Origin of the sequence: Glutamicibacter nicotianae, assembly GCF_006539525.1 — a bacterium.
In the GTDB taxonomy this organism is placed as follows: Bacteria; Actinomycetota; Actinomycetes; order Actinomycetales; family Micrococcaceae; genus Glutamicibacter; species Glutamicibacter nicotianae.
Map to the genome: position 1 here is coordinate 1 of NZ_BJNE01000013.1, position 20403 is coordinate 20403.

The window sequence follows — 20403 nt, forward strand, 5'->3', positions numbered from 1 at the left end:
TGCTGGCCACTCGGTCAAGCTGACCGCTGGTTCGAAGCTGAAGGCTGCTGTAGCCAAGAAGTAAGCTTCCTGTCGAGCTTTGCGCAAGGCCCGCCAACCGTCCTCGGTTTGGCGGGCCTTGCCGCGTTAAGCAGCGTTGCAATAGCTTTCATTCAGCTCGAAAATGGTGCCGTTGAGCCAAGAAAACTGCAATTAGTTGAAAAAATCCCGGTTTTCCGCCCGTTTTCCAGTGTTTCGGGGCAAAACGTTTGATATGTTCTCACTGATAAGTCCGTGCGACCGCGCGGCGTCCGGGCCCGGAAGAGGGTCTTGGATCACTAGTCCAGGAGGACCATACATTGGCTATGAACCGTAGCGAACTTGTTGCTGCTGTTGCAGCGAAGACCGAAAACTCCCAGGTTGCCGTCAACGGTGTTCTGGATGCAGTCTTCGAGGTTTTCGTCGACCAGATTTCCAAGGGTGAGAAGGTGTCGATCCCAGGTTGGTTGGCTGTAGAGCGCACCGATCGTGCAGCTCGTACCGGCCGCAACCCGCAGACCGGTGAAGCAATCCAGATTCCTGCTGGCCACTCGGTCAAGCTGACCGCTGGTTCGAAGCTGAAGGCTGCTGTAGCCAAGAAGTAAGCTTCCTGTCGAGCTTTGCGCAAGGCCCGACCCGCTCCGGAGAAATCCAGGAGGCAGGGACGGGCCTTTTGCGTTATCTGGCACCATTTGAGGCATACTTCTACTTCGCGTAGAATCAGCCATGATTGAAGATTTCCACTAAGAATGGCTGCCCACCGTGTCACAGAAACCCGCTACCCGCGTACTGCGCGGCTGGTTAGCGGCAAGCGTGTGCACCTGGACAGCTTTTGCCGCCCACGCCCACAGCGCGCCCACTGCGCTGTCGGTCGTGGCCATGGTGCTGATTACCTGCGTTTCCGCGGCGATCAGTGTTGTGCTGGTTGGCCGTAAATTCTCCCTGTGGGCAACCAGCCTGGTCGTGCTGCTCAGCCAAGGGCTCTACCACTTGAGCCTGTCGGTGATGAACCACCAGAGCGGCGATGTTTCCGGCATGGAGCACGTCCATCATGCGGGACGAAATCTGGAGCTGGCGCAGAACATCACCGCGCAGTACGCCAACGTGCATACCGAATCGATGCTCTACGCCCACGTGCTGGCCGCGATCGCCAGCGTTGTGGTGCTCAACGGCGGTGAACGCCTGCTCAAGGTCTTGGGCAGCTGCCTCACACTGTCAACGGCCCGGCGGATCCTCGCGCGCATTCGCGTGCAGGCTCCTGCTGCCCGGCCGCTCCGCGCCTACTTCCCCTTGCGCTTCCAACTCAAGCTGGCGCAACTGGGAAGGCTGCCGGAGCGCCGCGGTCCTCCCTGCTTCATTCTTGCCGCCTGAGAAAAGAATCGAAGCGCCCCGACAGGGGCTTGGAAGGAAAGCCATGACCGTAGCAACCAAGAAGATCTCGCGCGTGATCGCCGTATTGGCGTTCTCCCTGCTGGCCTTTGCCGGCTCGATTAGTGCCGCGAACGCCCACGACCAGCTGATCGGCTCCACCCCGAAGGACGGGGCAACCGTCAAGCAGGCCCCGGAAGACATCACCCTGGAATTCTCCGGTGTGCTCCAGAGCTTATCCGGCGTGGACTCCACGGTGGTCTCGCTGACCCTTGATGGGGAAAAGATCGACGCCGAAGCGCAGACCAAGGGCACCAAGGTCACCATCACCCCGGCCCAGGAACTGGCCAACGGAGAGTACCAGCTGGCCTACCGCGTGGTGTCCTCTGACGGGCACCCGATCGAGAACAAGATCGGCTTCAGCGTCGACGCGCCGCAGGCCGAACCGACCCTGGTCAGCTCCAGCGAGCCAGCCGCTCCAAGCGAGACTGCCGGCTCCGCTGACGAGGAACGAGGCCAGAACCCGGTCCAGGAACTGGGCAGCTCGGTGAGCCCGGTCATCTGGGTGATCATCGGCGTGGTCATCCTCGGCGGTGCGCTGGGCGTGCTAGCCAAGTTCATGCGCCAGTCCAAGTAACCCCCACTCTTCCGGTGCGCCAGAGGCCACCGCAGCCTTTGGCGCGCCTGCACACCGATTTTGAAAGCTTGAGAACATGAAATTCCAAAAGACTTCTGCACTGGCCTTGGGCCTCACACTGCTGCTCGCCGGCTGCGCGCAGGGCGCCGGCTCACCCGCACCGGGCAGCGAGCAGCAAACCGTCCGGCAGGCTGAAGCGCTGACTACGAGCGAGACCTGGGCAAAGGCCGCCGAATCAGGCATGAGCGCGGCCTTCGGCATCCTGCACAACTCGTCGGGCACCCCGATTGCACTGCACCAGGTCAGCAACGCGCAGGGCGACGAGATCCAGATCCACGAAATGCGCGGCACCGGCACCGGGATGACGATGGCGCAGCTCGAAGGGGACCTGGTGATCGAACCCGGGAAGGACGCGGTGCTGGCACCGGGCGGAAACCACTTGATGTTCATGGACCTGCAACAGCCGCTGGTGGCCGCGCAAACGGCGAGGCTGACGCTGGAGTTCGCCGACGGGTCGAGCACCGAGGTCGATTTCCCGATCCGCAACTTCGACGGAGCCAAGGAAAGCTACGACGAGCATGCCGGGCATTAGTGTCGATCGCCGGGCGCTGCTGGGCACCACCGCGGCCGCCGCGCTGGGCGGGATGCTCACCGGGTTCGGCACCGGCAAGCTCAGCGTGCCAGCGGCCAGCGCCGCTGAGCCTGGCTACCGCCCGTTCTACGGCAAGTACCAGTCGGGAATCCTCGATCGCCACCAGGCCCACGCGGTGTTCGCCGGATGGGACCTGCACTGGCGCGAAGGGTCGAAGAAGGACCAGCTGCGCGCGATGCTGCAGATGATCACCGAAGATGCGGCCAGGCTAGCCAGCGGCCGCGGAGTGCTGGCCGACACCGAACCGGAAATGGCGCAGCCCGGATGCGAGCTGACGCTCACCGTGGGGCTGGGCCAGAGCCTGCTCGATGTGGCCGGGCACGGGCAGATCGGCACGTTGCCGCATTTCGCCGGCGACCAGCTCGAACAGCAGTACGGACAGTGCGATCTGCTGATCCAGTTCTGCGCGCAGGATCCCACGGTGCTGCAGCATGCAGTGCGGGCGGTATCCAAGAACCTGCGCGGCCTGGCCTCCCGGCGCTTCGCCCAAACCGGGTTCGCAAGCCCTGGCGTGCACGGGTTCCGCAACCTGTTCGGCCAGCTGGACGGCGTCAACAACCCCGAGGGGGAGGTGCGCGCGGAAGCGGTGTTCGGCCAGCCGGGCTGGATCGAGAACGGAACCACGCTGGCGCTGCGCAGGTTCGAAATGGACCTGGATGGCTGGGACGAGGTGGACACCGCAGGACGCGACCATGCGCTGGGCCGGCGGCAGGCCGACGGCTCGCCGCTGTCCGGCGGCAGCGTCGATGACCCGGTGGACCTCGCAGCGGTCAATGGGCTCGGGCTGCCGGCGATCGCGGCCAACGCCCACGTGGCGCTGGCCAGGCCGGGCAGCGCCGATGAAGTCATGCACCGGCGGGGCTACAACTTCGCCGGGCAGGCTTCGGGCCTGCTGTTCGCCAGCTACCAGCGCGACCCGGCAACCAGCTTCATCCCGGTGCAGCACCGGCTGGCGGCCGCGGATGCGCTGAACACCTGGCTGAAGCCGGTGGGATCAGGGCTGTATGCGATCCTGCCCGGGGTGGCTGAAGGCGGCTATCTGGGGGAGCAGCTTCAAATGTGAGATGCGCCCAACCCGCCCGGCCGCACGGTGACCGGCCGGGCGAAGAATGAGATGATGAGAAGGTTATGGATACACAGCGTACGGTTTCAGTTGCCCGCTTCATCCTGCCCGGAATCCTCGCTGCGGCGGTGGCCTTCCTGGCGGCGGTGTTGTTCACCGGGATCGCCCGGCCGGCGGAATTGGCCGATCCCGGGGCGTTCGTGCGCTGGTCGCTGCCCATCGCCCGGGCCATCCACCACGCCTCGATGGCGCTGAGCATCGCAGCACTGGTGTTCGCCGCGGCGATCATCCCGCGGGCCGCCAAGGTGACCCGCGATACCGAAGGGGATGCCCATCCGGCATTCACCCGCACGATGAATATCGCCGCCGGGGCGGCGGTGGTGTGGACCCTGTCCGCGGCCACCGTCATGCTGCTGACCTTCTGGGACCTGGCAGGCATCCCGATGAGCCTGGACCCGCAGTACTCGGCAGCGATCCTGGACTACATCCTGTCGATCACCACCGGACGGGCCTGGGCCTGGATGGTGGTGATCGCCGCGATCACCAGCTCGCTGGCGCTGGCAGTGCGCTCCAAGACCACGGTGGGGCTCAGCGCCCTCTTCTCGCTGTTCGGCATCCTGCCGCTGGCGTTCATCGGCCACGCGGCCGGGGGAGACGACCACTTCGCCGCGGTGAACTCCATCGGCCTGCACCTGCTCGCCGTGGTCCTCTGGTTCGGCGGCATCATGGTGCTGGCCCTGCTCGCCCCGACGCTGGGAGGCGAAGCGCCGGGCCGGGTCCGCGGGCAGGTGCTGGCCGGGGTGGTGCTCAAGCGCTATTCTGCGCTGGCCACCTTCGCGGTATTCCTGATGATCGGCTCCGGGCTGGCCTCCGCGGTCATCCGCATCACCGACTGGGACCAGTGGCTGACCCCGTATGGAACCCTGGTGATCGTGAAGCTGCTGATCACCCTGGCATTGGGCATGCTGGGCCTGTGGCATCGGCGGATGGTGATCCCGAAGCTGCTGGAGGGCAAGTTCACCGCGCTGCGCGCGGCCTGGCAGGTCGTGGCCGCCGAGGTCGTCCTGATGGCCGCAGTGATGTCGGTGGCCACCGTGCTGGCGCGCACCGCCCCGCCGACTTCCGACGCTCCGCCGGCCGAAGCGACCCCGGCGCGCCTGCTCACCGGCTATGACCTGCCGCCGGCCCCGGACACGGCCGCCTGGTTCACCACCTGGCGGATGGACTGGATCTGGGTGGCTGTGTGCCTGTTCGGCCTGGCCGTGTACCTGTGGGCGTTCATCAAGCTCGCCCGCCGCGGGGACAGGCCCAGCGTGCTGCGCCTTGCCAGCTGGATCGTCGGCCTGTTCGCGCTGTTCTACGTGACCAGCGGCGCGGTGGCGGTGTACGGCAAGATCCAGTTCTCCACGCATATGGTCGACCACATGTCGCTGACCATGATCGTGCCGATCTTCCTGGTCCTGGGCACCCCGGTCACGCTGCTGCTGCAGGTGCTGCCTTCGCGCGCCGATGGCACGCGCGGCCCGCGCGAATGGATCCTCTACCTGGTCCACTCGCGCTACTCGAGGGTGATCACCCACCCGATCTTCGCGGCCGTGAACTTCGCCGGCTCGATCGTGGTCTTCTACTTCACCCCGCTGCTCGAACCGGCCATGCGCTACCACGCCGGCCACGAGCTGATGAACCTGCACTTCCTGCTCACCGGCTACCTGTTCGCCCTGTCGCTGGTGGATGCCGACCCGGTTCCCAAGCGCTACCCGTACCCGATGCGCCTGGTGGTGCTGCTGGCCACCGTCGCCTTCCACGCCTTCTTCGGCGTGGCGCTGATGAGCACCGAAACCCTGCTGGCCCCCGACTACTTCGGGAACATGGGCCGGACCTGGGGCGGCACCGCGCTGGAAGACCAGGTGGTGGGCGCCGGGGCGATGTGGGCGATCGGCGAGGTGCCGACGCTGGTGCTGGCGATTTTCGTGGTCATCTCCTGGCTGCGCCAAGACAAGAAGGACACCAAGCGCTACGACCGCCAGGCCGAGCGCGACAACGATGCCGAGCTGGCTGCCTACAACGAAATGTTCGCCCGCTACAAGCAGGCCGACCGAAGGGACCCCCGTGCCTAGCACCAAGAAGATCCTCGCCTCCTCGCTGCTGGCCTGCGCGCTGCTCGCTGCCACCGCCTGCTCCGCGGAGCAGGAGATGCCGCAGGACGAGACCCACAAGATCGCCGTGCAGGGCACCGCGACGCCCAGCGCCTCCGAGAATGCTGAAGAGCCTGCGGAAATGACCACCGCTCAGGTGGCCACCACCGCCGGGGCAGTGATGGCCGCCGAGCTCGGCTTCCCGGCCAGCGCGAAGATCCAGGGCAAGGCCCTCGAATCCCTGGCCACGCCGCCCACCGACACGCTCAAGGACATCGTGGTGCTGCCGGCCCAGTGCTCGGCCCCGATCGAGGATTTGAACTGGTCGCCGGTGCAGCTGGGCACCGAGGCGGCGCGCACCGACTTCACCAACGAGAACCAGTCGATCACCGGTTCGGTGGAGGTCGCCAAGCTCGGCGACCAGGCGGCGAAGGTGGCGGCGCACAACAAGAACGTGGCCGCCATCCTGGACGAATGCAAAACCGTGAAGCTCAACGGCCTGGATTACCGCGAGACCCTGAAGTTCTCGGATCCCGGCGTGCCGGAAGCCGATTCGGCCCTGTACTACAGCCGCGACGGACAGTATGCGCAGGATTCGCTGGTGCTGATCAAGAGCACCGATCAGTACGCGGTGATGGTTTCCTTCATGTCCGCGACCTCGCTGCAGGATGCCACCTTCAACAAGGTGGCCACCAGCATCATGGACACCGTGCTCGCGCAGCTGCCCTAGCGGGAATACCCGGCCCGGGCCGGTGGTTGCACCAGCAAGAACTTCACACTTTTCTCAATGTTGCTTAACACCGTTCGCCCGTTCGGGCGGCGGTGGCAGATAATTGAGCTTCGAATTGCCGCAGCCGCGGCGACAGCGAAAGGATGACCATGAGCACTTCCGAATCCGTCCGCGCCAATTACAAGGTGCGCGCCAGCGAGCTGCTGGGCCGGAACTGGCTGAATACCGGCGGCAAGCAGCTGGATCTGGACGCCCTGCGCGGCAAGATCGTGATCCTGGACTTCTGGACCTTCTGCTGCATCAACTGCCTGCACGTGCTCGACGAGCTGCGCCCGCTGGAGGCGAAGTACTCCGACGTGCTGGTTACCGTCGGCGTGCATTCGCCGAAGTTCGAGCACGAAGCCGATCCGGACGCGCTGGCCGCAGCCGTGGAACGCTATGAGATCCACCACCCGGTGCTCGATGACCCGGAGCTGGTCACCTGGCAGGCCTATGGGGCGCGTGCCTGGCCAACCCTGGTGGTGCTGGATCCCGAAGGCTACATCGTCGCCCACCTTTCCGGCGAGGGCCACGCCCAGGGCCTGGGCTCGCTGATCGAGGAACTGGTGGCTGAGCACGAAGCCAAGGGCACGCTGCACCGCGGCAACGGGCCGTACGTGGCTCCCGAGGCCCGCGAAGGCGACCTGCGCTTCCCGGGCAAGGCCATCGCCCTGGCCAACGGCAACTTCCTGGTGGGCGACTCGGGCCACCACCGGCTCGTCGAGCTGGCCGGGGACCTGTCCACCGTGGTGCGCACCATCGGCGCCGGGGTGAAGGGCTACGCCGACGGCGACGCGGACACCGCCCAGTTCAACGAGCTGCAGGGCCTGGCCGCACTGCCGGCCGAGCTGGCCGCGGAACTCGGCTACGACGTAGTCGTTGCCGACACCGTCAACCACCGCCTGCGTTCGGTCAACCTGGCCACCGGGCAGGTGGGCACCCTGGCCGGCAACGGCGTGCAGCGCCTGCTGGACTCGGAGAACGCCCGCCAGGAAGTCCAGCTAACCGAGCTGGGCACCGACGCGCTGAACATCTCGCTGTCCTCCCCATGGGATGTGCTCTACCACCCTTCGGGCAAGATCATCGTCGCAATGGCCGGCACCCATCAGATCTTCGCCTTCGACCCGCGCACCAGTGCGGTGTCGGTCTTCGCCGGCACCGGCCTGGAAGGGCTGGCCGACGGGGCACCGGACCAGGCCTGGTTCGCCCAGTCCTCGGGCTTGGCCCTGGACGGGGAGAACGTGTGGATCGCCGACTCGGAAACCAGCGCCCTGCGCTGGATCGAGGTCGAAGACGGCCAGGCCCAGTCGGTGCACACCGCGGTGGGTACCGGGCTGTTCGACTTCGGCTTCCGCGACGGCGACGCCGAGGCGGCGCGCCTGCAGCACCCGCTGGGCGTTGCGGTGCTGCCTGACCACTCGATTGCGATCGCCGACTCGTACAACGGCGCGGTGCGCCGCTTCGATCCGGCCACCAAGACCGTCTCCACCCTGGCCAAGGGGCTGAAGGAACCGGCCGACGTGCTGGTTGACAGCTCGGTGGACGGCGACCCGGTGCTGCTGGTCGTGGAGACCAACACCCACCAGCTGGTGCGCATCCCGATTCCTGCCGAGGCCCTGGTGGTGGACGAAGGCGCCAGCCAGACCCAGCGCCCGAAGACCCGCGTGCAGGCAGGAAAGCACGAGATCCTCGTGCGCTTCGCAGCGCCGAAGGGGCAGAAGCTCGATGACCGCTGGGGCGATCCGACCCAGCTGAAGATCTCGGCCAGCCCGGAGGAGCTGATCCTCGACGGGGCCGGCACCTCGGTGGGCCTTACCCGCACCCTGGAGCTGAACCCGGAGGTGGCCGACGGCGTGCTGCACATTACCGCCCGCGCCGCGGCCTGCGACGGCGAGCCGGGCGGCGAGATCCCCGATCACGCGGCCTGCCACCTGTACCAGCAGGACTGGGGCATCCCGGTGGTGCTGGACGCAGGCGGCGAGAACGAGCTGCTGCTGGATTTGCGCGGCGTGAACTAGAAAAAGGCGCACCCGAGGGTGCGCCTTTTTGCATGCCCGGCGAAAGATGGCATCATAGCGATAATCTGAGGAAACCTCAGCATTTTCCTGCCCAAGTAGCTAGACTGGAGGGCGGGAGGAGCCGGAGGGATCCGGCGATAAGTATGGCGTCGAAAATGTTCCGTGCACTGGAAATACCAAATTACCGGTTGTGGGTGATCGGCGCGCTGGTCTCCAATATCGGAACCTGGATGCAGCGCGTGGCCCAGGACTGGCTGGTGCTCACCGAGCTCACGGACCACGATGCGGTGGCCACCGGCATCACCACCGGCCTGCAATTCCTGCCGGTGCTGCTGCTGGGCCCCTATGCCGGTCTGATCGCCGACCGCTTCAACAAGCGCCGGCTGCTGATCCTCACCCAGAGCTTCATGGGAGCCTGCGCCCTGATCCTCGGCCTGCTGGTGGTCACCGGCACCGCGCAGCTCTGGCACGTCTACGTGCTGGCCACGATGCTGGGCATTGGCGCCTCCTTCGACGCGCCGGCACGCCAGGCGTTCGTCTCCGAAGTGGTTCCGGGCACCCACCTGGCCAACGCGGTGGCGTTGAACAGCGCCAACTTCAACCTGGCCCGGCTGGCCGGTCCGGGCGTAGCCGGTGCGGTCATCGCCCTGGTCGGCACCGGGCCTGCCTTCCTGCTCAACGGCGCCTCCTTCCTTGCGGTGATCTCCTCGCTGGTGTTCATGCGCAAGGACGCGCTGAACCCCTCCAAGCCGGTAGAGCGGGCCAAAGGGCAGGTGCGCGAAGGCATCGCCTACGTGAAGAACCGCAAGGACCTGCTGCTGATCTTCTTCCTGGCCGGGGTGATCGGCACCTTCGGGCTGAACTTCCAGATGACCAACGCGCTGATGGCTACCGAGGTCTACGGGGTGGGCGCAGGGGAGTACGGAATCCTGGGCTCCATCATGGCCGTGGGCACCTTCGGCGGCGCGCTGCTGGCGGCACGGCGTTCGGCTCCGCGTTGGCGCTACTTGATCGGCGGCGGCGTGTTCTTCGGCATCGCCGGCGTCGCCAGCGCATGGATGCCCAACTACATCGCGTTCGCCCTGGTGCTGATCCCGGTGGGACTGGGGTCGCTGACCTTCCTGAACAGCTGCAACACCATGGTGCAGACCTCGGTGCCGCCGCAGTACCGAGCGCGCGTGCTGGCACTGTACCTGATGGTGGTGATGGGTGGAACGCCCATAGGCTCGCCGCTGATCGGCTGGTTCGCCGAACTGTTCGGGATCCAGATCGCCGTGACCATCGGGTCCGGGCTGTCGCTGGCCGCCAGCCTGGCGGCGCTGCTGGTCTGGCAGAAGTTCAAGACCAACGCGGTGCCGCTGCGCAGCCAGTTCCGCGAACTGCTCGGGCGCTAGCCGGCCACCTGTTCGCCGCCGGCCACCGGGACCACCGACACTTCGGTGGTGCTGGTTGTCAGCTGGGCAGTGAAGGAGTAGTCCTCCTTGACGGTCTTCTTGGCCTTGGCACCGGTGCGCAGATCCTGCTCGGTCAACGTCAAGGTGGCGGTGGTCTTCAGCGGGGAGAGCACCCAGGCGCCGTTGTAGTAGTTCACTTCAATGGTCGGGTACTTCGAAATGGACCAGTCGATGGTTGCCGGGTCCACGCGCGCAGAGGTGTTGTAGGCGAACGGGCAGCCGGACGGCATCAGCACCTGCTGTTCGGCGCAGTCGTTGAGGTACTTCTTCACCTTGGTGTTGATGGCTGCGATGAATTCCTTGGTCGGCTCCGTCTTCAACGCGATCTCCACCGGTTCCTCGGCAGGCGCGGTGACCACCATGCCGCGGGTGTCGGCCGCGAAGTTCTTGGTGCTGAAGCTCGCGTCGAGGATCGCAGGGTAGAACACCGGCAGGGTGCTCACGCCGGCGGACAGCGGGATCTTCTGCTCGTTGACCGTGACTTCGTTGACGGTGTTGGCCTTGATCTTCACGCTGGGCAGGGTGCTCGGCTCGAAGGCCCACTTGTCGAACAGCAGCCAGGATTTGCCGGCATGGCGCAGCGTGTAGGTGGATTCCTTCTCCACACCGTGGGCCTTGTAGTGCGCGGTGACGGTGCGCAGCTGCTCATCGCCGTCGACCGGCTGGGCCTTGTCCGTCGTGAACTCCGTAATCCCGGCCTGGGTGCGCTTGAGCACGTCCCCGTCCAGGGCCACCGCGTCGCCCTCCGGGACCTGGGCCTGCATCAGGCCCAAGGCCTCGGCGCCTTCGCCCTTGGCCAAATGCTGCTGCAGCGCCTTCACCTGGTGCTGCGGGGAGAAGAGCGTGCGGTTGGCGGCAATCGACCCGGCAATGACCAGGACGATGACTGCCGCTGCGGCCATGGCCCAGCGAAGCGCCAGACGGGCAGCGGAGATCTGCATGGAATTACGAGTGTTCATCAGTAGCTAGGCTATCTGGTTTCCGGGCCCAGATAGTAAACGGCGTGCTGGAATGAGCGGGTAATATCACCGGCGACGGCGCTTGCGGTTGCCGAAGAAACCGCGGATCAGCTCGCGGCCAATCACCTTCGCGGCATCCATGGCCATGTCCATCATCGGGTTCGCTTCCCGCCGCTCCCGGCCCTGGCGCGGTGTACTTTCCCGAGACGGTTCCGGCGCCGCCTCGGGAACCGGAGCCACGGCCGGCTGCGCTGCCTGGGCTTTGGCGTCGAGCATTTCGCGGGCAGAATCACGATCCATCGCGGCCGAATATTGCGCCGCCAGTGCCGAGCTGCCGCGGACCTGCTCTAACCGCTCGGAGGAGGCGGGGCCGATATTCGAGCCCGGCGAGGACATCTTGGTCCATGCGACCGGGGTCGGAGCGCCCTTTTCGCCCAGCACGGTCACCACCGCTTCGCCAACCCCGGCCTGGGTCAACGCCTCCTGCAGGTCCAGCTCGCCGGAGGGGAAGGTCTTGATGATCTGCTTGAGCGCGCTCTGGTCCTTGGCGGTGAAGACACGCACCGCATGCTGGATGCGATTGCCCAGCTGGCCGAGCACCTCGTCGGGCAGGTCGGTGGGGGACTGGGTGATGAAGAACAGGCCCACGCCCTTGGAACGGATCAACCGCACGGTGCTGATGATCGCGTCGGTGAAGGCCTTGGTCGCATCCTTGAAGAGCAGGTGGGCCTCGTCGAGGAAGAACACCAGCTTGGGCTTGTCCAGGTCTCCGGCTTCTGGCAGGTCCTCGAACATGTCGGCCAGCAGCCACATGAGGAAGGTGGAGAACAGCATGGGCTGGGAGCTGACCGAGGGCAGTTCCAGGATGTTGACGACGCCTGCGCCGTCGCGCACCTGCAGGAAGTCCGCGGTATCGAACTCGGGCTGGCCGAAGAACTGGTCCAGGCCCTGGGTCTGCATGATGGTGATGCCCCGCAGGATCACCGACGCAGTGGACGAGGACACCCCGCCCAGGGCTTCCAGTGCCTTGGCACCGCCGTCGCTGAGCAGGAAGCTGATGACCGCCTTCAGATCGCTCAGGTCATCGAGCGGAAGCTTGTTGGAATCGGCGTAGTGGAAGATCAGCTGCAGGCATTCTTCCTGGGTCTCGTTCAGTTCCAGGACGCGGGCCAGCAGGATCGGTCCGAAAGCGTCCACGCTGGCGCGCACCGGGACGCCCTCGCCCTTGCCTCCCAGGCTGAGGATTTCGACCGGATTGGTGCGCGCAGTGAACTCGTGGCCCAATTCGGCCAGCCGGGCTGTGAGCTTGTCCGACGGCTCGGCAGGCTGCGCCAGGCCGGTCAGATCGCCCTTGACGTCGGCCAGGAATACCGGAACGCCGGCCACCGAGAGCTGTTCTGCCATGGTCTGCAGGGTGACCGTCTTGCCGGTGCCCGTGGCGCCGGCAATCAGGCCGTGGCGGTTGAGCATCTTCAGCGGCAGGCGGACCTGCGCAGTAGGCTCGGCCTTGCCGTCGATCAGCGCAGCCCCGAGCTCCAGGCACGCGGATTCGAAGGCATAGCCTTCAACGAGGCTGGTCAGCAAAGTATTCGTTTCCTGGGTCATGGCATCACTCTATTGCTTTTAGAACGGGTGCAAAAGACGCTGGACGAAACTTCGCGTGCGCGGGTTGGCAGGCGCGCCGAGCACCTGGGCGGCCGGGCCGCTTTCCACAACTACACCGCCGTCCATGAATACTACGGTGTCAGCCACATCCCGGGCGAACGCCAGCTCGTGGGTCACCAGCACCATGGACCAGCCCTCCTGGGCCAATTCCTTGATGACGGTGAGCACTTCGCCGACCAGCTCGGGGTCCAGCGCGCTGGTGGGCTCGTCGAAGAGCAGCAGGTCCGGCTGCTGCATCAGCGCGCGCACGATGCCCACGCGCTGCTGCTGTCCGCCGGACAGCGAATTCGGGTAGGCATCGGCCTTGGCTTCCAGGCCGACGCGGGCCAGCAGCTTCTTCGCTTCGGCCAGCACCTGGTCCTTGGGGCGCTTCTGCACCTCGATCGGGCCGATGCTCACGTTCTGCAGGACCGTCAGATGCGGAAACAGGTGGTGTCCCTGGAACACCATCGCCGAACGATTGCGCAGGATCTGCGCGGACTTGGGCTTCATCCCGGGGCTGAAGGACACTTCCGGGCCGCCGGCGAATCCGACGGAACCGGCATCGGCGATTTCCAGGCCGTTCAGGCAACGCAGGGCGGTGGTCTTCCCCGAGCCGGACGGGCCGATCAGCGCCAGCACCTCGCCGGAATGCACGGTGAAGTCGATGCCCTTGAGCACCTGGTTCGCCCCGAATGCCTTGTGCAGGCCGGAGACTGCCAGCAGCGGGGAATTACTTGGCGACATACTTTTCAAGCCTTCCTTCAACAGAGTTTTGCAGGGCCGAAAGCACCAGGCAGATCACCCAGTAGATGGCCGCGGCTTCGCAGTAGAGCAGCAGGAACTCATAGGTGGAAGCCGTGATTTCCTGGGCTTTGCGGAACATTTCGGTGACCAGGATGGTGGAGGCCAGCGAGGTGTCCTTGACCAGTGAGATGAAGGAGTTCGACAGCGGCGGCACGGCCACCCGGGTGGCCTGCGGCAGGATCAGCCGGTACAGGGTGCGTGTGCGCGACATGCCCAGGGTGTAGCCGGCTTCCCATTGGCCTTGGGGGACCGAGAGGATTGCCGCACGGATGATCTCAGCGGCGTAGCCGCCGATATTCAGGCTGAAGGCGATGATGGCGCTGGGCCACGGGTCGATGACCAGGCCCACCGAGGGCATGCCGTAGAAGATGACGAACAGCTGCACCAGCAGCGGCGTGCCGCGGATGATGGAGATGTAGATCCGGGCGATCGAGGAGACCACCCGGTTCTTGCTGATCCGCATCAGCGCCATCAGCAGGGCGATGACCAGGCCCAGGGCCATGCTGATCAGGGCCAGCGGAATGGTTGCGGTGATCGCACCTAGGGCCAACGGCCCGAGCGAGTCGAGGAATAACTGCCATTTCGGATCCATGGGCTACCTTTGCGCAAATGAAACTGGCTCCACGCGTTTCCACGTGTGGAGCCAGTCTACTGATAGTGCTTGCTACTTGCTGACGTCTTCGCCGAAGTACTTCTCGGAGATTTTCGCCAGTTCCCCGTCGGCGCGCAGCTCGTCCAGGGCGGTGTCGATCGCCTTGGCCAGTTCGGTGGAATCCTTGCGCAGGGCGACCGCGGATTCGCTCTTCTCCTCGGATTCGGCGGCGATCTTGATGCTGTCATCCGGATTGGTCTTCTGCGCGTCCAGGAAGGTCAGCTTGTCGTTCACGGTGGCATCGACACGGCCCTGCTTGAGCAGGGTGATCGACTGGGCCCAGCCTTCAACCGGTTCGACATTCGCGCCGGCATCCTTGGCGGTCTCGTAGAAGTTGCTGGTCAGCGACTGCGCGGTGGTCTTGCCCTTGAGCGTGTCGAAGGACGTGATGTCGGTATTGTCGCTCTTGGTCACCACCACGCCGGTGGAGACGGTGTAGGGCTGGGTGAACAGGTACTTCTCTTCGCGTTCAGGGTTGATCGAGACCTGGTTGGCGATGACATCGAAACGGCCGGCATCCAGGCCAGCAAAGATCGCGTCCCACTGGGTCTCCTGGAACTTAACCTCGACGCCCATCTTCTCGCCGACGGCTTCGATCACCTCGACGTCGTAGCCGGTCAGCTCGCTGCCCTCATGGTAGGAGAAGGGGCGGTAGGTGCCCTCGGTACCTACGGTCAGCACGCCGGAATCCTTGACCTTCTTCAAGGTGTCGCCGGTTTCGGCCGTGGCGCCACCCGATGCGCTGGGGGAGGCCGGCGAGCCGGAGGACCCGCAGGCGCTCAATGACAGGGCGATGATTGTAGCGGCAGCCAGCAGGGGTGCAGTGCGCTTCATGATGACCTCACTAGGGGAGCGGATAGAACCAGTAGTCCATAGAACACTCTAGTGATGATCGCTTATTCCTGCGGCGCGAAGTTACCTCAGATTCCGAGGATGATCGCCAGCAGCATCATCAGCGGGATCGCGCAGATGGTGGTGACCAGCACGGTGTCCTTCGCGACGACCACCCCGTGGTCGTAGCGCATGGCCGTTACGAAAATGTTCTGTGCGGTCGGCAGGCCGGCCATGATGACCGAGGCCACCAACAGCTCTCCACGCAAATTGAAGACCCAATAGGCAAGTACCCAGGCCAGGAACGGGTGCAGGAGCAGCTTGGCAGCCGTCGCGATCAGCACGTCGGCGCGGCGTCCGGTTTTCTTTTCCAGCGGCTTGGAGCCCACCAGCGAGATGCCGAAAGCCATGAGCATGGCGGGAATCGAGGCGCCGGCAATTAGATCGATGGGTTCAAGCACCATCGAAGGCAGCTCGATGCCGGTCAGCGCCACCAGCAGGCCGAGCAACGAGCCGATGATCATCGGGTTCTTCGCGGTAGCCAGCAGCAAGGCGATCGGGGTGGTGCGGTGTCGAGAGGTGGTGGCATCCAGCATCGCCAGATTGACCGGCTGGTAGAGGGCCAGCTGGAAGAGGATGATCGGGGCCGCATAGGACATGTCGCCGAGCACGTACAACGCGATGGGCAGACCCAGGTTCGCGGAGTTCACCGTGGAGGCGGACATCGCGGCGATGATGCTTTCCGATGCCGGGCGCTTCAGCGTCCGCACCGTCGCCAGGTAGTAGATCGCCGCAGTCAAGGCCGCGGACAGGGCAGCCACCCAGAGCAGCGGGCCGAGCACGGAGACCGGATCGGACTCGGCCAGGGTGGTGAACAGCAGGGCCGGGCTGGCCACAAAGAAGGTGACCCGGCTGAGCACGTGGCGGCCCTGGTCGCCGAGGACCCCGGTGCGGCCCACCAGATAGCCGACGAGAATGACGACCCAGATGATGGAGAAGCCTTCGAGGACTCCGGTCATCGTGCTCCTTCGCTGGCTGCAGGGACAGAAACGCCGGAGCACCAATGGTGCCCCGGCATTCGCTTGAGCGGGCGACGGGAATCGAACCCGCGTATCGAGCTTGGGAAGCTAGCGCTCTACCATTGAGCTACGCCCGCAGTGCTCCGAGCGGCCTATTGACGGCCCGGGCATCAAAAGCATATCCCACGAATCTTGCGCACCGGCAAACGGCACGGGAAATCGTGGCAAAAGTTACGAAATGCTATTCCGGACGCTTCTGGTTGAGCAGCTGTTCACGCAAAATCGCCACCCCATCAGCGGGGACTTCGAAGCTGAGCTCGTCGCCGGGGTTCACCACGAAGCCGGTGTTCTCCAATGCGCGCACCACGGTGGCGCCTTGGACCTTCACGCCGTAGGGTGCCATGTCGATGTACGAGGAAGGGATGCGCTCCAGAGTGGTGAAGACCGCTACCACCGCTTCGCCCGAAGGGTTGGTGAGCATCATCGGCTGGGCGTTCTTGTTCTCGCCGGTGACCTCTTCGCGGGAGAGGAAGTACACCTCTGCACTCATGAACGCGCCGATGACCGAACCGGAGAGCTCGGGTTTGTTAAGCCCGGCCTGCAGCATCATCTCGAAGTGCGTTTTGGGCTGAGCCCGCTGCTTGTCCATCGGGGTTTCGATGATCGCATCTGGGCCCTGGGCAGGCTTTTGGTTCTCGTGCGCTTCGGAGGCGTTCTCGTTGCTCATGTATTACAGCATGTCGCGATAAACCTTCAGGCGCAAACGGCGAATGCGGTTAATTCGGGGTAAAGGCCTAAAATGGCAGATGAGCACCCACGATTGAATCAAGGACTGAGCATGCCTGAATTCCGTTATGAGGATCTTCTGCCCATTGGCGAAGACACCACCAAATACCGCAAGATTTCCTCCGAAGGCGTCGAGGTAGTCGCCGGTCCGGACGGGAAGAACTTCCTGAAGGTCGCGCCGGAAGCCTTGGAACAGCTGGCAGAAACGGCGCTGCACGATATCTCGCACTACCTGCGCCCGGCCCACCTGCAGCAGCTGCGCAACATCCTCGACGATGAGGAAGCCAGCCCGAACGACAAGTTCGTGGCGCTGGACCTGCTGAAGAACGCGAACATCGCCGCCGGCGGCATCCTGCCGATGTGCCAGGACACCGGCACCGCGATCGTGATGGGCAAGCGCGGCCAGCGCGTGCTCACCGAAGAGCAGGACGAGATTTCGCTCTCGCGCGGCATCTACAACGCCTACACCCGGCTGAACCTGCGCTACTCGCAGCTGGCTCCAATCACCACCTGGGAAGAGAAGGCCACCGGCAACAACCTCCCGGCGCAGATCGACCTGTACGCGAACACCAAGGACGGCGCTGACACCAGCTACAAGTTCCTGTTCATGGCCAAGGGCGGCGGATCGGCCAACAAGTCGTTCCTGTACCAGGAGACCAAGGCGATCCTCAACGAGAACTCGATGCTGAAGTTCCTCGACGAGAAGTTGCGCTCGCTGGGCACCGCCGCGTGCCCTCCGTACCACCTGTCCATCGTCATCGGCGGCACCAGTGCCGAGATGGCATTGAAGACCGCGAAGTACGGTTCGGCCAAGTACCTGGACTCGCTGCCCACCGAGGGCGCGATGACCGGCCGCGGCTTCCGCGACACCGAACTGGAAGAAAAGGTCCTGGAACTGACCCGCCACTTCGGCATCGGCGCCCAGTTCGGCGGCAAGTACTTCTGCCACGACGTGCGCGTGGTGCGCCTGCCGCGCCACGGCGCCTCGATGCCGGTGGCCATCGCCGTATCCTGCTCGGCCGACCGCCAGATGCTGGCCAAGATCACCGAGGAAGGCCTGTTTGTCGAGCAGCTGGAAACCGATCCGGCCCGCTTCATGCCGGACGAATCCCACCCGGCCATCGCGGCCCACGACCACGAGACCGATGGCGTCACCGGCACCGGCGGTTCTTCCGTGGTGAAGATCGATTTGAACAAGCCGATGGATGAGATCCTGGCCGAGCTGACCAAATACCCGGTCAAGACCCGCCTGTCGCTGACCGGTCCGCTGGTTGTGGCCCGCGACATCGCGCACGCCAAGATCAAGGAGCGCCTGGACGCCGGCGAAGGGATGCCGCAGTACCTCAAGGACCACCCGGTGTACTATGCAGGTCCTGCCAAGACTCCTGAGGGCATGGCCTCGGGTTCCTTCGGCCCGACCACCGCAGGCCGCATGGACTCCTATGTCGACCAGTTCCAAGCTGCTGGCGGCTCGATGGTCATGCTGGCCAAGGGCAACCGCTCCAAGCAGGTCACCGATGCCTGCAACACCCACGGCGGCTTCTACCTGGGCTCCATCGGCGGCCCGGCCGCGCGCCTGGCCCAGGATTGCATCAAGAAGGTCGAGGTGCTCGAATACGAGGAGCTGGGCATGGAAGCAATCTGGAAGATCGAGGTCGAGGACTTCCCTGCCTTCATCGTCGTCGATGACAAGGGCGAGGACTTCTTTGCCGAGACGCTGAAGCCGACCTTCACCGGCATCCCAGTGCGTGCGAAGTAGGACTTCGAGCTAGTAGGAGCCGCCAGCTGAAAGTTGGCGGCTCCTTTTCCTATTCGGGCCGCTTTGTCCCGTCGCCGGGAACGAGGAACCAGGTCCGGGCTTGGCAGTGAATCCTGCCCCGGGGTGGCTACTGGGTGAAGCCGAAGCCCCAGTCGCGGTACGGCGGAAGGAAACTCAGGACCAGCAAGTCCTCGTCCACGACAACATCTTCGCCAGCCTTCTGGGATTCTTCCTTCGGCTTTTCTTGCTTGGCCTTTGCCGGTTCCTTCTCGATGGCAACCTCAGCTTCGCTCTGCTTGGCGCTCTCAAGCGAGTCGGCGAGCATCTGGTGGTACTCTTCGAAGGTTTCTGCGCCGGAAGCCAGCATCGCTTCGGCATGCTCGGTTCCGATGTAGCGCACATGCCATGGCTCGTACTTGTAGCCGGTGATCTCTTCCTTGCCCTGTGGATAGCGGATGACCAGGCCGTACTCCACCGCATGTTCGGCGATCCACAAACCGGCCGGAGTCTGGCCGAACTCTGCCTTCAATTCGGCACGGCTGTTGGTGTAGCCCAGGTCTGCGGCCAAACCGAGCTGGTGCTCGCTGGTCCCGGGGCGTGCAGAAATGCGTTCGGCATAGGCAGTGCCGTATTTGGCTTGGTACTGGTTGAACAGCACCGCCTGGCGCTCGTAGGAACGGTAGGCGCTGAGCAGCTTGATCGAGTGGCCGGCGGCGCGTGCGTCGGCAATGAGGGCTTCGACCGCCTTGGCGGCTTCTGGACGCAGGGTCATCGAGCTGCCGGCAACACTCACCAGCTTGCCTGGAACGTAGTCTTCTGGCGAAAGCTTCGTGCTGGGGTTGATCAGGGCCAGGGGGCTCGATGCCTTCGTCAGCTGCGAGCTCTCCACCGCAGGCAGATCCTCAGCCGGCGCAGCGAATGCGGCGGTGCCGGAGAGCAGCAGTGCCGAGGCGAGTGCAGTGCCAGTCAGCGCGGAGGCTAGACGCATCTTGAATAAACCCTTGTGTTGCGGAGCGATGATGGGAAAACCCAACATAACGATAGCTGGAAACACTGGGTATTTGGTGAGAAATCCGCCACCAGCGGGTGAACAGGAGGCGCCTGCGGGAATCGACTCACCGTACATATTTGGCCCAATAGTTCGGCTGCCGGGGAAAGTCAGGATAAATTTATATCCGTGTTGTATTCAGATGGTGATATTCGTCGTGAAATAGCGTCAGGTGAGATCGGGCTGGAGCCCTTCGAGCCGGCGATGGTCCAGCCCGCGTCCGTGGATGTTCGACTTGACCGGTTCTTCCGGCTTTTCGACAACCACAAGTATGCGCACATCGACCCTTCTGTGGAGCAAGACGAGCTCACCCGCCTGGTCGAGGTCGACCCCGATGAGCCATTCATCCTGCACCCGGGCGAATTCGTGCTCGGCTCGACCTATGAAGTGGTGACCTTGGGCCACGGCGTGGCGGCCCGTCTGGAGGGCAAGAGCTCCCTGGGACGGCTCGGACTGCTAACCCACTCCACCGCAGGCTTCATCGATCCGGGCTTCTCCGGCCACGTCACCTTGGAACTGTCCAACATGGCAACCCTGCCCATCAAGCTGTGGCCCGGTTCGAAGATCGGCCAGCTGTGCTTCTTCAAGCTGACCTCGGACACCGAGCACCCTTATGGTTCCGGCCCCTACGGCAACCGCTACCAGGGCCAGCGCGGCCCAACGGCTTCACGCAGCCACCTGAACTTTCACCGGACGAGCATCGAGAACTAGCGGCAGCACGCCTGGTCCTCTCGCAAACGGCGCTGGCTCCCAACGATTGTTGGGAGCCAGCGCCGTTTGCACT

At 64.5% G+C, this 20403-nt stretch carries 20 protein-coding genes and 1 tRNA gene; 12 read left to right on the forward strand and 9 right to left on the reverse strand.

What is annotated here, in order from left to right; all coding sequences use genetic code 11:
* The 10 genes from ANI01nite_RS17215 to ANI01nite_RS12980 form a co-directional block, all read left to right on the forward strand.
* A partial coding sequence (locus tag ANI01nite_RS17215) for a hypothetical protein (RefSeq protein WP_174787690.1) occupies window positions 1-252 on the forward strand: 252 nt, incomplete at its 5' end.
* A gap of 86 nt (window positions 253-338) precedes the next feature.
* On the forward strand, window positions 339-623 hold the full coding sequence (locus tag ANI01nite_RS12945) for an HU family DNA-binding protein (RefSeq protein ID WP_013349906.1): 285 nt from the start codon (window positions 339-341) through the stop codon (window positions 621-623).
* Between the two features lie 157 nt (window positions 624-780).
* On the forward strand, window positions 781-1389 hold the full coding sequence (locus tag ANI01nite_RS16755; RefSeq protein ID WP_170214649.1) for a hypothetical protein: 609 nt from the start codon (window positions 781-783) through the stop codon (window positions 1387-1389).
* Between the two features lie 43 nt (window positions 1390-1432).
* Entirely contained in the window at window positions 1433-2023 is a 591-nt protein-coding gene (locus ANI01nite_RS16760) for a copper resistance CopC family protein (protein ID WP_170214650.1), read from the forward strand.
* Between the two features lie 76 nt (window positions 2024-2099).
* Window positions 2100-2615, forward strand: coding sequence for a copper chaperone PCu(A)C (locus tag ANI01nite_RS12955; RefSeq protein WP_083586557.1), 516 nt, complete (start codon window positions 2100-2102; stop codon window positions 2613-2615).
* Entirely contained in the window at window positions 2602-3738 is a 1137-nt protein-coding gene (locus ANI01nite_RS12960; RefSeq protein WP_141358457.1) for a Dyp-type peroxidase, read from the forward strand. Before ANI01nite_RS12955 ends, ANI01nite_RS12960 begins: the two co-directional genes overlap by 14 nt.
* A 65-nt stretch (window positions 3739-3803) precedes the next feature.
* A complete protein-coding gene (locus tag ANI01nite_RS12965) occupies window positions 3804-5855 on the forward strand; it encodes a bifunctional copper resistance protein CopD/cytochrome c oxidase assembly protein (RefSeq protein WP_141358459.1) in 2052 nt (683 codons plus the stop codon).
* Window positions 5848-6603: a hypothetical protein gene (locus ANI01nite_RS12970; protein ID WP_141358461.1), complete on the forward strand. Its 756-nt coding sequence runs from the start codon at window positions 5848-5850 to the stop codon at window positions 6601-6603. Before ANI01nite_RS12965 ends, ANI01nite_RS12970 begins: the two co-directional genes overlap by 8 nt.
* A 149-nt stretch (window positions 6604-6752) precedes the next feature.
* A complete protein-coding gene (locus ANI01nite_RS12975; RefSeq protein WP_141358463.1) occupies window positions 6753-8660 on the forward strand; it encodes an NHL domain-containing thioredoxin family protein in 1908 nt (635 codons plus the stop codon).
* Window positions 8661-8815: 155 nt separating this feature from the next.
* On the forward strand, window positions 8816-10054 hold the full coding sequence (locus ANI01nite_RS12980; protein WP_073705798.1) for an MFS transporter: 1239 nt from the start codon (window positions 8816-8818) through the stop codon (window positions 10052-10054).
* Here ANI01nite_RS12980 and ANI01nite_RS12985 read toward each other — a convergent pair.
* The 8 genes from ANI01nite_RS12985 to ANI01nite_RS13020 form a co-directional block, all read right to left on the reverse strand.
* Window positions 10051-11073 carry a zinc ribbon domain-containing protein gene (locus ANI01nite_RS12985; protein WP_141358465.1) on the reverse strand — a complete coding sequence of 341 codons (1023 nt, stop codon included), beginning with the start codon at window positions 11071-11073 and terminating at the stop codon, window positions 10051-10053. The two genes, ANI01nite_RS12980 and ANI01nite_RS12985, sit on opposite strands and share 4 nt — an antisense overlap.
* Before the next feature lie 66 nt (window positions 11074-11139).
* Window positions 11140-12678, reverse strand: a complete 1539-nt coding sequence (locus ANI01nite_RS12990; protein ID WP_141358467.1) for a helicase HerA-like domain-containing protein — start codon at window positions 12676-12678, stop codon at window positions 11140-11142.
* Between the two features lie 18 nt (window positions 12679-12696).
* Window positions 12697-13464 (reverse strand): amino acid ABC transporter ATP-binding protein, encoded by a 768-nt coding sequence (locus ANI01nite_RS12995; protein ID WP_141358469.1) that lies wholly within the window; start codon window positions 13462-13464, stop codon window positions 12697-12699.
* Window positions 13451-14116 (reverse strand): ABC transporter permease subunit, encoded by a 666-nt coding sequence (locus ANI01nite_RS13000; protein ID WP_038990297.1) that lies wholly within the window; start codon window positions 14114-14116, stop codon window positions 13451-13453. The genes ANI01nite_RS12995 and ANI01nite_RS13000 overlap by 14 nt, the downstream gene beginning before the upstream one ends.
* A gap of 72 nt (window positions 14117-14188) precedes the next feature.
* Window positions 14189-15010 carry an amino acid ABC transporter substrate-binding protein gene (locus tag ANI01nite_RS13005; RefSeq protein ID WP_066141138.1) on the reverse strand — a complete coding sequence of 274 codons (822 nt, stop codon included), beginning with the start codon at window positions 15008-15010 and terminating at the stop codon, window positions 14189-14191.
* Window positions 15011-15096: 86 nt separating this feature from the next.
* The gene (locus ANI01nite_RS13010; RefSeq protein WP_038990299.1) at window positions 15097-16026 is read right to left on the reverse strand and encodes an AEC family transporter; all 930 of its coding nucleotides are present in this window, start codon (window positions 16024-16026) and stop codon (window positions 15097-15099) included.
* Between the two features lie 66 nt (window positions 16027-16092).
* Window positions 16093-16163, reverse strand: a tRNA-Gly gene (locus ANI01nite_RS13015).
* Between the two features lie 104 nt (window positions 16164-16267).
* The gene (locus ANI01nite_RS13020; protein ID WP_141358471.1) at window positions 16268-16753 is read right to left on the reverse strand and encodes an SseB family protein; all 486 of its coding nucleotides are present in this window, start codon (window positions 16751-16753) and stop codon (window positions 16268-16270) included.
* A gap of 111 nt (window positions 16754-16864) precedes the next feature.
* Here ANI01nite_RS13020 and ANI01nite_RS13025 point away from each other — a divergent pair, with 111 nt between their 5' ends.
* Window positions 16865-18571 carry a fumarate hydratase gene (locus ANI01nite_RS13025; protein ID WP_073705802.1) on the forward strand — a complete coding sequence of 569 codons (1707 nt, stop codon included), beginning with the start codon at window positions 16865-16867 and terminating at the stop codon, window positions 18569-18571.
* A 127-nt stretch (window positions 18572-18698) separates the two neighbouring features.
* Here ANI01nite_RS13025 and ANI01nite_RS13030 read toward each other — a convergent pair whose 3' ends face one another.
* Window positions 18699-19559, reverse strand: coding sequence for a M15 family metallopeptidase (locus ANI01nite_RS13030; RefSeq protein ID WP_170214651.1), 861 nt, complete (start codon window positions 19557-19559; stop codon window positions 18699-18701).
* A 189-nt stretch (window positions 19560-19748) separates the two neighbouring features.
* On the opposite strand from ANI01nite_RS13030, the gene dcd reads away from it, so the two are divergent.
* A complete protein-coding gene (gene dcd, locus ANI01nite_RS13035) occupies window positions 19749-20330 on the forward strand; it encodes a dCTP deaminase (RefSeq protein ID WP_038991749.1) in 582 nt (193 codons plus the stop codon).
* The last annotated feature ends 73 nt before the right edge of the window (window positions 20331-20403 follow it).

Excerpts from the sequence above, each read along its gene's own strand:
- ANI01nite_RS12995 (WP_141358469.1), bottom strand. The coding sequence starts at position 13,464 with ATGTCGCCAAGTAATTCCCCGCTGCTGGCAGTCTCCGGCCTGCACAAG.
- ANI01nite_RS13005 (WP_066141138.1), bottom strand. The coding sequence starts at position 15,010 with ATGAAGCGCACTGCACCCCTGCTGGCTGCCGCTACAATCATCGCCCTG.
- ANI01nite_RS12960 (WP_141358457.1), top strand. The coding sequence starts at position 2,602 with ATGCCGGGCATTAGTGTCGATCGCCGGGCGCTGCTGGGCACCACCGCG.
- ANI01nite_RS12975 (WP_141358463.1), top strand. The coding sequence starts at position 6,753 with ATGAGCACTTCCGAATCCGTCCGCGCCAATTACAAGGTGCGCGCCAGC.
- ANI01nite_RS12990 (WP_141358467.1), bottom strand. The coding sequence starts at position 12,678 with ATGACCCAGGAAACGAATACTTTGCTGACCAGCCTCGTTGAAGGCTAT.
- ANI01nite_RS13010 (WP_038990299.1), bottom strand. The coding sequence starts at position 16,026 with ATGACCGGAGTCCTCGAAGGCTTCTCCATCATCTGGGTCGTCATTCTC.
- ANI01nite_RS16760 (WP_170214650.1), top strand. The coding sequence starts at position 1,433 with ATGACCGTAGCAACCAAGAAGATCTCGCGCGTGATCGCCGTATTGGCG.
- ANI01nite_RS13030 (WP_170214651.1), bottom strand. The coding sequence starts at position 19,559 with ATGCGTCTAGCCTCCGCGCTGACTGGCACTGCACTCGCCTCGGCACTG.
- ANI01nite_RS12955 (WP_083586557.1), top strand. The coding sequence starts at position 2,100 with ATGAAATTCCAAAAGACTTCTGCACTGGCCTTGGGCCTCACACTGCTG.
- ANI01nite_RS13025 (WP_073705802.1), top strand. The coding sequence starts at position 16,865 with ATGCCTGAATTCCGTTATGAGGATCTTCTGCCCATTGGCGAAGACACC.
- ANI01nite_RS12985 (WP_141358465.1), bottom strand. The coding sequence starts at position 11,073 with ATGAACACTCGTAATTCCATGCAGATCTCCGCTGCCCGTCTGGCGCTT.
- ANI01nite_RS13000 (WP_038990297.1), bottom strand. The coding sequence starts at position 14,116 with ATGGATCCGAAATGGCAGTTATTCCTCGACTCGCTCGGGCCGTTGGCC.
- ANI01nite_RS13020 (WP_141358471.1), bottom strand. The coding sequence starts at position 16,753 with ATGAGCAACGAGAACGCCTCCGAAGCGCACGAGAACCAAAAGCCTGCC.
- ANI01nite_RS12980 (WP_073705798.1), top strand. The coding sequence starts at position 8,816 with ATGTTCCGTGCACTGGAAATACCAAATTACCGGTTGTGGGTGATCGGC.
- ANI01nite_RS12965 (WP_141358459.1), top strand. The coding sequence starts at position 3,804 with ATGGATACACAGCGTACGGTTTCAGTTGCCCGCTTCATCCTGCCCGGA.